A 12,483-nucleotide genomic window follows, 5' to 3' on the forward strand; every position below is an offset into this window, starting at 1 on the left:
TCGCCATGGCCCGCACCCTGTTCCCGGGCTGCGACGTGTGGCTGAACAACCCGCTGAGGCCCCTGGAGGCCTGCGGGACCTCCGGGATGAAGGCGGCCATCAACGGCTCCCTGAACCTCTCGGTCCTGGACGGCTGGTGGGATGAGATGTACGACGGCGAGAACGGCTGGGCGATCCCCACCGCGAACAACGACGCCTCACCCACCGAACGCGATGACATCGAAGCGGCCGCGCTCTACGAGCTCCTGGAGACCCAGGTGGCCCCGCGCTTCTACGGCTCCACGGTCTCCGCGGAAGCAGGCGCGGCCGGGCCCTCGCAGTCCGGCCCGGAAGCGATCCCGACGCACTGGGTCTCCATGATCAAGCACACCCTGGCCCACCTCGGCCCGGCCGTCTCGGCCGACCGGATGCTCCAGGACTACGTCAACACCCTCTACCGCCCGGCAGCGGAGTCCGGTCGGCATGCCGTGGCGGGCTCCTTCAAGGAAGCGAAGGAGCTCGCGGCGTGGACCACCAAGGTCCGCAACGCCTGGCCGCAACTGATCGTGGAACACGTCGACTCCGTGGGCGTCTCCGAGGAGCCCCAGGTCGGGGACACTCTCCAGGTCAACGCGTACATCGCCCTGCACACCCTGACACCGGACGACGTCAGCGTCGAGGTAGCTTACGGGCGGGCTGAAGAAAGCGATGAGTTGGAGGACATCACCGTGGCCGAACTGAACTCGTTCGAGGATCTTGGCAACGGGCGCCACCTGTTCACGGGGTCCATCCTGATCAACCGCTCCGGATCCTTCGGCTACACCGTCCGGGTCTTCCCGAAGCACCCCTCCCTGGCCTCCAAGGCCGAACTGGGGCTGATCGTCAACGCGTAGCGGCTAACCGGGCCCCGGGTGTCAGCAATCCTACGCGTGCTAGCTCCTTCACCGCTTTTGACGCACGCTTCCGGATCACTGACACCCGGCGGATTCGGTTTAGTTGGCTACTGCTGGAAGACCGCTATGACGGCGATGTCCCGCCCGGAGTAGGATTCGGCGTCCTGGAGGATTTCGCAAACCAACCCGAAGGAGCGGTCTGTCCGGTAGGCCGCCGGGACCTGCCAAATCAGGGTGACGGGTGGTTGGTCATCCTCAGACACACTGTCTGCGAAATCGTGGAGTGAATCGTTGAGCGCGTCCAGGTTCACCCCGAAGTACTCGGGGAAGTCGAGCACCTGGCCGAACACTTCCAAGACGGCCTTCTTGCTGGCTGCCGGCGGCACCATCACGGTGCGGCGGCCGGCGTCGGACACTTGTTCCTGCAGTTCTTCCAGTGTCCAGGTGTCTGCGGAATAGATCTTCATGGTTCCTAGGTGCGGTAGACGTTGATGGTGTTGCCTTGGACGACTTCCCGCTCGCCTGCTGCGACCAGTGCTCCCTGCCTGCGGTCATTGAGCTCGGACGTCGTCAGGCGTAGTTCGAACATCCGGCTCCCCGCCCCGGATTCGGCAACCAGCTTGGGCAGGACAACCTTCTGGTCATCCTTGTTCCCGTTGATCACGATCAAGCCGCGGTAAGCGCCGCCCTCCGAGCTCACCAAAAGCTGCACAACCCGCAGGGAGGGATCGTGCCAACGGGCTGCCGTCATAGGCTGGCCCTTGTCGTCAAACCAATCCAGGCCCGTCCCCTTGTCCGGGAAGCCTGCGTCCTGGGCCTGCATGAACTCCTTGCGGAGCCGGATCACCCGTTTGGTGCTCCGCAGCATCTCATGCGATTCGGGTGTCTGGGTCCAGTCGATCCACGTCAGGGGGTTGTCCTGGCAATAGGCGTTGTTGTTTCCCTGCTGTGTGCGCCCGAGTTCGTCTCCGGCAGTGATCATGGGCACGCCGATGGAGATCATCAACGTGGTCATGAGGTTCCGCTTCGAAAGGGCGCGCGCCGCAAGGATCCTCTCGTTCTCCGTGCGTCCTTCGAATCCGTGGTTGTAGCTGCGGTTGTCACTGTGGCCGTCGCGGTTTTGTTCGCCGTTGGCCTCGTTGTGCTTACGGTCGTAGGACACCAGGTCGGCGAGCGTGAAACCGTCGTGGGCGGTGATGAAGTTGAGGGAGGCGAGCCTGGAGCGTCCCGACGATTCAAAGACCCGCGTCGAGCCAGTCAAGGCGTCGGCCAGGACTCCCACGTTGCCGCCGGACATCCCGGCGTCGGCAGCGCCCCGGTCAGAGAGCCAGAAGCGGCGCACGCCGTCGCGGAAGTGATCGTTCCAGTCCACCCATCCTTCGGGGAAGCGCCCGGTCTGCCAGCCACCGTAGCCCACGTCCCACGGTTCGGAAATGAGCTTGGTCCGGGAGATCACCGGATCCTCAGCGATGCGCTTCAGGAATGGGTGCTCAGGATCGAACTCGTTGCCCGCGTTGCGGCACAGGGTCACGGCAAGGTCGAAACGGAAGCCGTCTATGTGGAATTCTTCCGCCCAATAGCGCAGCGACTCAATGGCCAGATCCACTACCCTGGGTTCGGCGAAATTGAGGGTGTTGCCGCAGCCCGTCGTATCGAGGTAGCGGCCGTGGGCATCGTGGCGGTAGTACCGCTGCTCGCCCAGGCCCCTGAAACTGAAGGTGTCGCCGTCAGGCCCGCCTTCCGCGGTGTGGTTGTAGACGACGTCGAGGATCACCTCGATCCCGGCGGCGTGCAGGAGCTTCACCATGCCCTTGAATTCGTCCTGGACGGCGTGGGGGCCGGCCTGCTGGGCGGCCTGCGTGGCGTAGTCCGCATGGGGCGCAAAGAATGCTGCGGTGTTGTAGCCCCAATAGTTGGTCAGGCCCAGGTACTGCAGGTGCTGCTCGTCCATGTGGAAGTGGATGGGCAGCAATTGAACGGCCGTGACTCCCAGTGAGTGGAAGTGCTCGATCATTGCGGGGTGTGCCATGCCCGCGTAGGTGCCGCGGAGGTGCTCCGGGATATCGGGATGCAGCATGCTTTGGCCGCGGACGTGGGCCTCGTAGACAATGGTGTCCCGCCACGTCGTGCGCAGCGGACGGTCGTCACCCCAGTCAAAACCCGATTCCATCCGCACGGAGGTCAGCAGTTCACCCCGCTGGTGCACCGCCCGACCGTACGGATCCAGCAACAGCTGCTCGGCGTCGTCGGCGTCAAAGTCCGGAGCAGGAACGGACAGTGGAAGCGCATCATCGTGGACTGCCGCGCGGAAGCCGTACCGGGTGCCGGGTGGCAGCCCGTCCACGATCCCGTAGTGCACGCCGTCATCAAGTTTTGGCAGCGTGTGGACTTTCCAGGAGTCACCCGGGGCCTTGTAGGCGATTTCGACCCTAGTAAGTCCGGGGGCCCATAGAGCGACGTTGACCCGGTCCGGCGAGGGGGTGTCGCCGTCGGACACTTCAGGCCGCGGAATACTCAGCCCGAGCGGCGACGGCCGCGAGGCGTCCACTGTAGATGCTGTGTCAAAAATCGGCATAACCATTACTTGAGAGTTTAGTCTCCGACGCCAATTCTCCCTTGCCCGCGGCCCATATGACAGTGGCCATGCCCGGCAACCGGAACCAAGCCGGCGGCCCCGGCGAACGCAAACAAGCCCCTCACCTGCTGAAACGTCGAATCGCCCGGCTCATTGCGCTTTTCGTGAAACCAGCCGTTTGAGCGGATTGTGTCGGTTGCGCCGAATGCGCCCCCACCCACGCGGATGAGTTCGAATCCTCGGCACGGTCGTTGCATACTTTGGCTATACACCAATGTGGAGGTAATTGTGCGAATCGCCCTTGCTCAACTCATCAGCGGCCGCGAGCTGGCAGAGAACCTGGTCCTGTTGGAAGACTACGCCCGCCGGGCCAAGGAAGGCGGCGCAGAGCTCGTGGTGTTCCCCGAAGCGACCATGCGGGCATTCGGGAATTCCCTGCTTGACATCGCCGAACCCCTTGACGGGCCATGGGCCAGCCAGGTGCGGAAGATCGCCCAGGACCTTGGGATCGTGATCGTGGCCGGAATGTTCACTCCCGGGCTGGCGTCCGACGGCAGCAACAACGGCAAGGTCCGGAACACCCTGATCGCCACCGGGCCCGGAGTGGACACCAGCTACGACAAGATCCACCTCTTCGACGCCTTCGGCTTTGCCGAATCGGACACCGTCGACGCAGGCACTGATCCGGTGACGTTCGACGCCGGAGGGCTCACCTTTGGCTTGGCCACGTGCTACGACATCCGTTTCCCGGCCCTCTTCACCGCGAATGCCGATCGTGGAGCCGTCGTGAATATCGTGTCCGCTTCCTGGGGTGCCGGGCCGGGGAAGGCGGAACAGTGGAAACTGCTCGCGCGCGCCCGGGCGATCGACACCACGACCTTCGTGCTTGCTTGCGGCCAGGGCGATCCCGCGAGCCAAGGCCGTGAACCCAAGGGTGCGGCGCCGACCGGAGTGGGGCACTCCGTCGTCGTGTCCCCCTTGGGAAACGTGCTGGAAGAGCTCGACGCCGAGCCAGGCCTCTTGTTCGCGGAGCTGGATGCCGCCGTCGTCGAGGACGCACGGGCCAAGCTCCCGGTCCTCGCCAACCGCCGCGACTTCTAACCCCGGCTTCTCGAGGGAACACTGACGCTCGCTCACATCTGGTGTTAAATCGACGGACGCTCGCTCACATCTGGCGCCAGACGGACGCTCGCTCACATCAAGTGAGCGAGCGTCGTAGGTTTTGGCGACATTCCTGAGCGAGCGTCCGTCGGAAACACCCCATAAGTGAGCGAGCGTCTGTATTTGGCCGGTGGCTGTGCCGCCACCCACCGCAGGGTTACTTGGCCGCGCGCTGCCTTGAGACTTCGTACAAGGAGATGCCCACGGCCATGGAGGCGTTGAGCGATTCCATGGCCGAGTCGATCGGAATGGAGATGATCTGGTCGCAGTTTTCGCGGACCAGGCGGCTGAGGCCCTTGCCCTCGGAACCCACGACAATGCACACGGGATCGGTGGCCAAGGAGAGATCCGGCAGCGAGACATCGCCGTCGCCGTCCAGGCCCAACACGAAGATGCCCATCTGCTTGAACTGTTTGAGGGCGTTGTTCAGGTTGGACGCCCGGGCCACGGGGACGCGGACCGCCGCGCCTGCGCTGGTCTTCCAAGCCGAAGCGGTGACGCCGACCGAGCGGCGCTCGGGGACAATCACGCCGTGGCCGCTGAAGGCGGAAACGGAGCGGATGATGGCGCCCAGGTTGCGGGGGTCAGTGATGCCGTCGAGCGCAACGAAGAGGGGCGCGTTGGGAATGTACCCCTTCTTCCATTTGGCGACCGTCTCTTCGGCGAGGTCGTAGGCGTCCTGGTATTCGTACGGCGGGATCTGCAGTACGAGGCCCTGGTGGACGGCGTCTTCGGTCATGCGGTCCAGCTCGGGCTTACCGGTTTCCAGCAGCGGGATGCCCCGTTCGGCGGCGAGCTTGAGGGACTCCTTGACGCGGTCGTCCATCTCGATCCGGATGGCAACGTGCAGTGCCTTCGCGGGGATTCCGGCGCGCAGCGCCTCCACCACGGAGTTGCGCCCAGTAACCACTTCCTCGGTAGCCCGACCCTTCGGGCCTGAGCGGGCGCCCGGGTTGGAGCGGCTGGCGCCCCCGGCTGCGCGTTTGGCCGCGGAGCGCTCGGCGAGCTGCTTGCTCTTGTACGCCTTGTGGTACTCGCGGTCCTCAGCCTTGGGGGTTGGACCCCTGCCTTCCAAGGCCTTTCGACCGTGGCCACCGGTTCCGGTGGTGGGGCCCTTCTTGCTTTTGACAGCCCGGCGACCGTTGTTGGCCATGAATTCCACCCTTGATTGTGTTGAGTACGTCTGCAATCAAGTCTACTGAATCAACTTAAATCGGGACGACGGCGCTTTCTCAGTCCTTTTTGAGGCTCCAACTCGCCCCATCGGCGCCGTCCTCGACGGCGATTCCGGCTGCCGCGAGAGTGTCGCGGATCGCGTCGGAAGCGGCCCAGTCCTTGTTGGCGCGCGCCTCGGCGCGGGCCTGCAACTGGGCTTCCACCAGGACTTCAAGGGCTTGGGCCGTCTCGGAGTTTTCCTGGACTTCGCCGCGGACATCGTTGAGTCCAAGAACGGTTGTCATGGCGAGCACGGCTTGGAGTGACTGCCGGGCCACGGTGTCATCCCCGGACGCCAGCGCCGTATTTCCGGCACGGACAGTCTCGTGCAGGGCGCCGAGGGCCTGCGGAACGTTGAGATCGTCATCCATGGCAGCTGCGAAGGCATCCGGCACGGGGCTCGACTCGGGGTGCGCGGCGAACTCGCCACCGAACCTCTTGGAGGCTTTCGCAATAAAACCGTAAATGCGCTCCACGGCGGCCGCGGCCTCCTGGAGCGAGGTGGGCCGGTAGTCCAGGATGGAGCGGTACTGCGCCTGGCCGAGGTAGTACCGGACAACCCGTGGACTCGCGAGCTCGAGCATTTCTTCGGGGCTCACCGTGTTGCCTACGGATTTGGACATCTTTTCGCCCTCATACGTGACCATGCCGTTGTGCAGCCAGAAGTTGGCGAACTCGTCACCCGCAGCCTGCGATTGTGCCATCTCGTTCTCGTGGTGCGGGAAGCGGAGGTCCAAGCCGCCGCCGTGGATGTCGAACTGCTGGCCCAGGTACTTCGTAGCCATGGCGGAGCATTCAAGGTGCCAACCCGGCCGGCCGGTTCCCCACGGCGAGACCCAGCTCGCCGTCGTCGGCTCCCCGTCCTTGTAGCCCTTCCAGAGTGCAAAGTCGCGCGGGTCGCGCTTCCTGTTGCTGAATTGAGGCTCGACGTCGGCGGCTCCCTGCATGTCGTCGATGTTCTGGCGGGTCAGCGAGCCGTACTTGCTCCAGGAGCGGACGTCGAAGTAGACGTCCCCGGAGTCGTCCAGCGCAGGGTAGGCGTGCCCGCGGTCGATAAGCCTTTGAATGAGGGCGTGCATCTCGGGGATGTGGCCGGTGGCGCGGGGTTCGTAGGTGGGGCGGGAAACGCCGAGGACGTCGTAGGCCTGCTCGAACTCCTGCTCGTAGCGGTAGGCCAGGGCCCACCATTCTTCCTCGGCCTTGGCTGTGGGTTCCTCGGCCCAGTCCGGCCCGAACGACTGCGCCGACTTGGCAAGGATCTTGTCGTCGATGTCCGTGACGTTGCGGACAACAGTGACACGCAGCCCGCGGTATTCAAGCCAGCGGGTCAACTGGTCAAAGGCGATCGCGGAACGGACATGCCCCACGTGCGGCATCCCCTGCACCGTGGCACCGCAGTAGTAGACGCTGGCCTTGCCGGCTTCAAGGGGAACGAAGTCGCGGACTTCGGCGGATGCAGTGTCGTAAAAGCGCAGGGTCACCGCTCCAGATTAGCGGATGCGCACCATCTGGCTTCGTTGCACACCAACTAACTCTTTTTAGGCGGCATCGCCTGGGGGCGCTGCCGCCACGGCGTAAACGAGGGCCGTGGCGACGGCGGAAATGCCCTCGCCGCGCCCCGTGAAACCCAAGCCATCGCTCGTGGTCGCCGTGACGCTGACGGAAGCTCCCGCGGCGGCGCTCAGGACGCGCTGCGACTCTTCACGCCGCGGCCCGAATTTTGGCCTGTTGGCAACGAACTGCACAGCCACGTTCCCGATTTCGAAACCGGCGGCACGGACAATCCTGGCCGCCTCCCCCAGCAGCTTCACCCCGGACGCACCTGCGAACTCGGGACGGTCGGTACCAAAATGCGTGCCCAGATCGCCGATGCCGCACGCGGAGAAGAGCGCGTCGGCCGCTGCATGGGCGACGCAATCGCCGTCGGAATGGCCTGACAGTCCGCGTTCCCCTTCCCAAAACAGTCCGCCGAGCCATAGCGGCTGCGGATCGTTCTCGGGCGCGTAGGCGTGCACGTCAACCCCGATGCCCGTGCGCGGCAGGATCATCGCTACGTTCTCCGAGGCTGCCATCAGCCTTCCACCCAGCGGAATCCGAGCGGCCCTTCCAGCAGGCCTTCGGCAATGATGAGGTCCAGCGGCGTGGTGATCTTCAGCGATTGGCTGGCACCTCGGACTGCGTGAACGGGAACGCCCAGGAGCTCAACGAGCATGGCGTCATCCGTGACTGCCGCCGATTGCTCGTCGTCGAACGTCGCGGCCGCCGCGTGGGCGCGCAACAATGTCTCGTAGTCGAACCCCTGCGGGGTCTGCACCGCACGAAGTTGTTCGCGGGGGGCGGTGCCGGTGACGATCTCCGGCGCGATTCCGGCGTCGTCCCCGTCAGTTTCCACAACCATCTTGACGGTATCCACCACCGGCATTGCGGGGATGACTGCTTTGGCGCCCGACGAGAGCGCCAAAGCGACGCGGTGGAAGACCCGGTCGGGAGTCAACGCCCGCGCGGCGTCGTGAACGAGCACGGCGCGCGTTCCCTCAAGTAGCGCCGCTAGGGCGGCGCGGACCGAAGCGGCGCGGGTGGATCCGCCGTCGACCACTGTGATCAGCGGCCCGTCAGCGCCCAGCTCTTGGCGGAATTGTTCACAAAGCTCGCGCAGTTCCAGGTCCCCCGCCGGGACGGCCACGCAAATCTGGCGGGCAACGTCCGCCGTCGCGACCCCGCGAAGGGCATGGGTCAGGATCGTTTCGCCGCCCAGCGGCACTTTTGCCTTGGGCATGCCGTAGCCAAGCCGCTCCCCTGAGCCGGCCGCAACGACGACGACAGCGGTGGCCTCGCGCTGGGATTGTGTAGTCATGCGCCCAAGCCTACGTGGTGCCCACCCGCCCAACTAGCTCGCACTAGGTGTCTTTTTGGGCGCTGAAAACGACACCTACTGCGTGGGCTCACGCCGGCGAGGGCCCCTGCCTGAGCTTGCGAAGGCTGGGAGCCGGTGGGGACAGTTGGGCTGCGGGGCTGGGAGTTGTGCTTTTGGGCAAAAGGAAACCCCGGCGGCAGGTTGCCACCGGGGTTCAAATCTTTGAATCTCTGTTAGGAAGCCAGAACTTCGTCGAGAACGCTTGCGGCCTTCTCTTCGTCGGTCTTCTCAGCCAATGCCAGTTCTGAAATCAGAATCTGACGGGCTTTGGCCAGCATTCGCTTTTCACCTGCGGAAAGGCCGCGATCGTGATCACGGCGCCAAAGATCGCGGACGACCTCTGCAACCTTGATGACGTCGCCGGAAGCAAGCTTCTCCAGGTTTGCCTTGTAGCGACGGGACCAGTTGGTGGGCTCTTCAGTGAACTCGGCACGGAGGACGTCAAATACGTGCTCCAAGCCTTCCTTACCCACTACGTCGCGAACCCCAACAAGGTCTACGTTTTCTGCTGGAACTTCAATGGTCAGATCACCCTGAGCCACCTTGAGCTTGAGATACATTTTCTCTTCGCCCTTGATAGTGCGCATCTTGATTTCTTCAATTTTTGCTGCACCGTGGTGAGGGTAAACTACTGTCTCGCCGACCTCAAAAACCATGTGGACTTTCCCCTTTCCCGCAGACCAGTTTATCACGCTTAAGGCATACGATTGGCACGGAAAGGGGTCCTGAGCCCTGTAAATACGCGGAAAATGGCCTTTTCAGCCCTCCGGCACCCCCTTGACGGGAGGGCATAAAAGTGCATTGGACACAGCGTTCCCGATGACGCTACTCCTTCTGGAGGGCCGCCACAATGGTGATCGGAATCCTTGTTCCTGCTAGTTTGCCGATAGGCTATGCCTGAAAAGTGTTCCAATGACTCTTAGAGGAGTACGTGTCGTGCGCATTACTGCGATGAACCGTGTCCAGCGCGGCAAACTGGCGATGGCAGCGGCCGCCATCGGCATCAGTCTCTTGTCCGTGAGCGGCTGTGGCTACATCAACCCCCAGCAGACCAACGAGCAGTATTCTCCGTCTGACGGCGTCAGGGATGACCTCGGTTCGCTCCAGCTGCGCAACATGCTCATCGTCTCCACGGATGCCAACAAGCCGGGACGCGTCATTGGTGCCGTGTTCAACACCTCCTCGAGCGATGCAACCCTGACCATCAGTGGTGCCGGCGGGTCACAGGTGACCATTCCGGTCAAGGCCAAGTCCCAGACCTACCTCAACGAGAACACCGACCCCGCGATTCTGAGCACGAGCGGCGGAGCCCCGGGCTCCATGGTTTCCGTGACCATCAAGTCCGGCTCCGATTCCCGCACCGTGCAGTTCCCGGTCCTGGATGCTTCGTTGAAGGAATACGCGAAGTACCTCCCCACGGTTTCCGCTTCTCCGAGCCCCTCGGTCAGCGGTTCCGCCACCCCGGGCGGCAGCGCGACCTCGGGCACCAGCGCGACCCAGACCCCGACGCCGAGCGCCACCGGCCACTAGCCGGCCAGCGAGCTGCGCCGCTCGGGTCTGCAACAGATCCGGCTCCACGAACGCAAAAGGAAGGGCCCCCACCACGGGAGCCCTTCCTTTTGCTATGTTGCTCTCCGTTCGCCTTACGCGGCCGTTCCGGACCCCGCCGGCCCCACGGGTTCCTACGGCTCGAACTTGTAGCCCAGGCCGCGCACTGTCACGAGGTAGCGGGGCACCGAAGGGTCAGGCTCGATCTTGCTGCGCAAACGCTTCACATGGACATCCAAGGTCTTGGTGTCGCCCACGTAGTCGGAGCCCCAGACGCGGTCGATCAACTGCCCGCGGGTGAGCACGCGGCCCGAATTGCGAAGGAGCATCTCGAGGAGTTCGAACTCCTTCAGCGGAAGAGACACCTGTTCGCCGTTGACGCTCACCACATGCCGCTCGATGTCCATCCTGACGGGGCCGGCCTGCACGGTAGACGTGATGAGTTCCTCCGGCTCGCCTTGCCGCCGCAGCACGGCACGAACGCGCGCCACGAGTTCCCGGGAGGAGTACGGCTTGGTGACGTAGTCGTCCGCGCCAAGCTCCAGGCCAACCACCTTGTCGATTTCGGAGTCCTTGGCCGTCAGCATGATGACCGGTACGCTGGAGCGCTGGCGCAATTGCCGGCAAACCTCGGTGCCAGGGGTCCCCGGAAGCTGCAGGTCCAGCAGCACAAGGTCGGCCCCGTTCCGGTCGAACTCCACCAAGGCGTCACTGCCGTTGTCCACAACCTGGACATCGAAGCCTTCCTTGCCCAATAGGTAGGAAAGAGGGTCGCTGAAGGACTCTTCGTCCTCCACGATCAGAATCCTGCTCAAGCGCCAGCTCCTTGCTCTAGGGCGCGCACAGCGCCCGTCGTTTGAATCACGCTTCGGGGCTTCGCCCCGGCGTCGTCCTCCTGGCCTTCCATTTCCGGAAGGCGGATGGTGAAAGTAGAACCTTGGCCGGGCTGCGACCAGACGGTGACTTCGCCGCCGTGGTTGGACACCACGTGCTTGACGATACTCAGGCCCAAGCCTGTTCCCCCGGTCTGCCTGGACCTCGCCGCATCCACGCGGTAGAAGCGTTCGAAGATGCGTTCCTGGTCCTCGGGGCTGAGACCCTCGCCCTGGTCCGTGACGGAAATGGCCACCACGCCCTCCTTGGCGCGGACCCCCACTCCCACGCGGGTGTTCTCCGGCGAATAACGGATGGCGTTGTCGATCAGGTTCCGCAAGGCGGTCACCAACAAGTCCTGGTCACCGAACACCATTGTTTCCGAGCGGCCGCCGACCACGATCTTGATGTTCTTGAGTTCGGCCGGGAGCTGCGAACGATCCACGGCTTCGGCGATCACCGTATTGATATCCACGGTGTGCCCTTGCTGTGCCACGTTCGCGCCCTGAAGCCGGGACAGCTCAATGATGTCCTGCACCAGCGCGGCGAGCCGTGTGGATTCCTTGTGCATGCGCTTGGCGAAGCGGCGCACGGCTTCTTCGTCGTCCGGGCTTGCCTCGAGCGCCTCGGCCAGCAGGGAGATGGCACCCACCGGCGTCTTGAGTTCGTGCGATACGTTGGCCACGAAGTCGTTGCGGATCTCTTCGGTGCGCGTGATTTCGGTGCGGTCATCGGCCAGGAGGACGATATATTCCCATCCGAGCATGGCTGCCCGCACCTGCACCACAATGGTTCCCTTGCCAAGGGGACCGCGGGGCAACTCGAAAGTCTCCTCCAGGATCACGCCGTCGCGCCGCACCTTTGCGGTCATGTCCAGCAACTGCTTGTGGACCACCGTGTGGCCCCGCACGAGGCCGTACGCATAGGCCGCGGGACTGGCCCGGACGACGCCGTCGATCGCGTCCACCACGACGAAAGCGCGCCCGACGACGGACAGCACCTCCGCGGCTCCCTCCGGAAGCAGCGGCTCGGTGACGTCCAGGTCCACGATCTTCCGCTGCCGTTCACTGAGCCTGAAAGCGAGCACGCCAAAGACGCCGCACGACAGGCCGACTAGACCTGCGATGACACCGATGAGCACTGGATCCACGGATCTAGCTTATGCGCTCAAAACACTGCAAAATATGGAACGGTCACCAAACGGCCCCGGTTCAGCTAACGTTCACCTAAAGGTGCGCAATCGTTCATTGACCACTGCCACCCTTACTAGTTGGACCGTAGTTAGCTGTGATGATTTTCCGCGCCGTCAGAGGGGTGCGGAGGAG

Annotated in this window: 11 protein-coding genes and 1 pseudogene; 3 read left to right on the top strand and 9 right to left on the bottom strand. The window is 63.8% G+C overall.

The window, feature by feature from the left end; all coding sequences use genetic code 11:
- A pseudogene (locus tag QRN52_RS13870) lies at positions 1 to 872 on the top strand (DUF3417 domain-containing protein); the annotation flags it as partial.
- Between the two features lie 107 nt (positions 873 to 979).
- Here QRN52_RS13870 and QRN52_RS13875 read toward each other — a convergent pair.
- Both QRN52_RS13875 and glgX read right to left on the bottom strand, forming a co-directional pair.
- The gene (locus QRN52_RS13875; RefSeq protein ID WP_284753368.1) at positions 980 to 1,339 is read right to left on the bottom strand and encodes a barstar family protein; all 360 of its coding nucleotides are present in this window, start codon (positions 1,337 to 1,339) and stop codon (positions 980 to 982) included.
- Between the two features lie 5 nt (positions 1,340 to 1,344).
- Entirely contained in the window at positions 1,345 to 3,453 is a 2,109-nt protein-coding gene (gene glgX, locus QRN52_RS13880) for a glycogen debranching protein GlgX (RefSeq protein WP_284753369.1), read from the bottom strand.
- Between the two features lie 282 nt (positions 3,454 to 3,735).
- Between glgX and QRN52_RS13885 the strand changes: the two genes are divergently transcribed.
- Positions 3,736 to 4,548: a carbon-nitrogen hydrolase family protein gene (locus tag QRN52_RS13885; protein ID WP_284753370.1), complete on the top strand. Its 813-nt coding sequence runs from the start codon at positions 3,736 to 3,738 to the stop codon at positions 4,546 to 4,548.
- A gap of 217 nt (positions 4,549 to 4,765) precedes the next feature.
- Here QRN52_RS13885 and rlmB read toward each other — a convergent pair whose 3' ends face one another.
- The 5 genes from rlmB to QRN52_RS13910 form a co-directional block, all read right to left on the bottom strand.
- Positions 4,766 to 5,761, bottom strand: coding sequence for a 23S rRNA (guanosine(2251)-2'-O)-methyltransferase RlmB (gene rlmB / locus QRN52_RS13890; protein WP_284753371.1), 996 nt, complete (start codon positions 5,759 to 5,761; stop codon positions 4,766 to 4,768).
- Positions 5,762 to 5,840: 79 nt separating this feature from the next.
- Positions 5,841 to 7,304, bottom strand: a complete 1,464-nt coding sequence (cysS, locus tag QRN52_RS13895) for a cysteine--tRNA ligase (protein WP_284753372.1) — start codon at positions 7,302 to 7,304, stop codon at positions 5,841 to 5,843.
- A 57-nt stretch (positions 7,305 to 7,361) separates the two neighbouring features.
- Entirely contained in the window at positions 7,362 to 7,871 is a 510-nt protein-coding gene (gene ispF, locus QRN52_RS13900; protein ID WP_476901533.1) for a 2-C-methyl-D-erythritol 2,4-cyclodiphosphate synthase, read from the bottom strand.
- Between the two features lie 23 nt (positions 7,872 to 7,894).
- The gene (gene ispD, locus QRN52_RS13905; protein ID WP_284753376.1) at positions 7,895 to 8,677 is read right to left on the bottom strand and encodes a 2-C-methyl-D-erythritol 4-phosphate cytidylyltransferase; all 783 of its coding nucleotides are present in this window, start codon (positions 8,675 to 8,677) and stop codon (positions 7,895 to 7,897) included.
- Positions 8,678 to 8,910: 233 nt separating this feature from the next.
- Positions 8,911 to 9,393: a CarD family transcriptional regulator gene (locus QRN52_RS13910; RefSeq protein ID WP_011690592.1), complete on the bottom strand. Its 483-nt coding sequence runs from the start codon at positions 9,391 to 9,393 to the stop codon at positions 8,911 to 8,913.
- Positions 9,394 to 9,688: 295 nt separating this feature from the next.
- Between QRN52_RS13910 and QRN52_RS13915 the strand changes: the two genes are divergently transcribed.
- Complete coding sequence (locus QRN52_RS13915; protein ID WP_284753531.1) at positions 9,689 to 10,267, top strand: hypothetical protein; 579 nt, start codon at positions 9,689 to 9,691, stop codon at positions 10,265 to 10,267.
- A 152-nt stretch (positions 10,268 to 10,419) separates the two neighbouring features.
- Here QRN52_RS13915 and QRN52_RS13920 read toward each other — a convergent pair whose 3' ends face one another.
- Positions 10,420 to 11,100 (bottom strand): winged helix-turn-helix domain-containing protein, encoded by a 681-nt coding sequence (locus QRN52_RS13920; protein WP_059388662.1) that lies wholly within the window; start codon positions 11,098 to 11,100, stop codon positions 10,420 to 10,422.
- Entirely contained in the window at positions 11,097 to 12,299 is a 1,203-nt protein-coding gene (locus QRN52_RS13925; protein ID WP_284753532.1) for a sensor histidine kinase, read from the bottom strand. Before QRN52_RS13925 ends, QRN52_RS13920 begins: the two co-directional genes overlap by 4 nt.
- Between the last annotated feature and the right edge of the window lie 184 nt (positions 12,300 to 12,483).

The organism is Arthrobacter sp. efr-133-R2A-120, assembly GCF_030209835.1.
GTDB lineage: Bacteria > Actinomycetota > Actinomycetes > Actinomycetales > Micrococcaceae > Arthrobacter.

Coding starts and splice junctions, on each gene's coding strand:
- QRN52_RS13875 (WP_284753368.1), bottom strand. CDS start 1,339: ATGAAGATCTATTCCGCAGACACCTGGACACTGGAAGAACTGCAGGAA.
- glgX (WP_284753369.1), bottom strand. CDS start 3,453: ATGGTTATGCCGATTTTTGACACAGCATCTACAGTGGACGCCTCGCGG.
- QRN52_RS13910 (WP_011690592.1), bottom strand. CDS start 9,393: ATGGTTTTTGAGGTCGGCGAGACAGTAGTTTACCCTCACCACGGTGCA.
- ispF (WP_476901533.1), bottom strand. CDS start 7,871: ATGATCCTGCCGCGCACGGGCATCGGGGTTGACGTGCACGCCTACGCG.
- ispD (WP_284753376.1), bottom strand. CDS start 8,677: ATGACTACACAATCCCAGCGCGAGGCCACCGCTGTCGTCGTCGTTGCG.
- QRN52_RS13915 (WP_284753531.1), top strand. CDS start 9,689: ATGAACCGTGTCCAGCGCGGCAAACTGGCGATGGCAGCGGCCGCCATC.
- rlmB (WP_284753371.1), bottom strand. CDS start 5,761: ATGGCCAACAACGGTCGCCGGGCTGTCAAAAGCAAGAAGGGCCCCACC.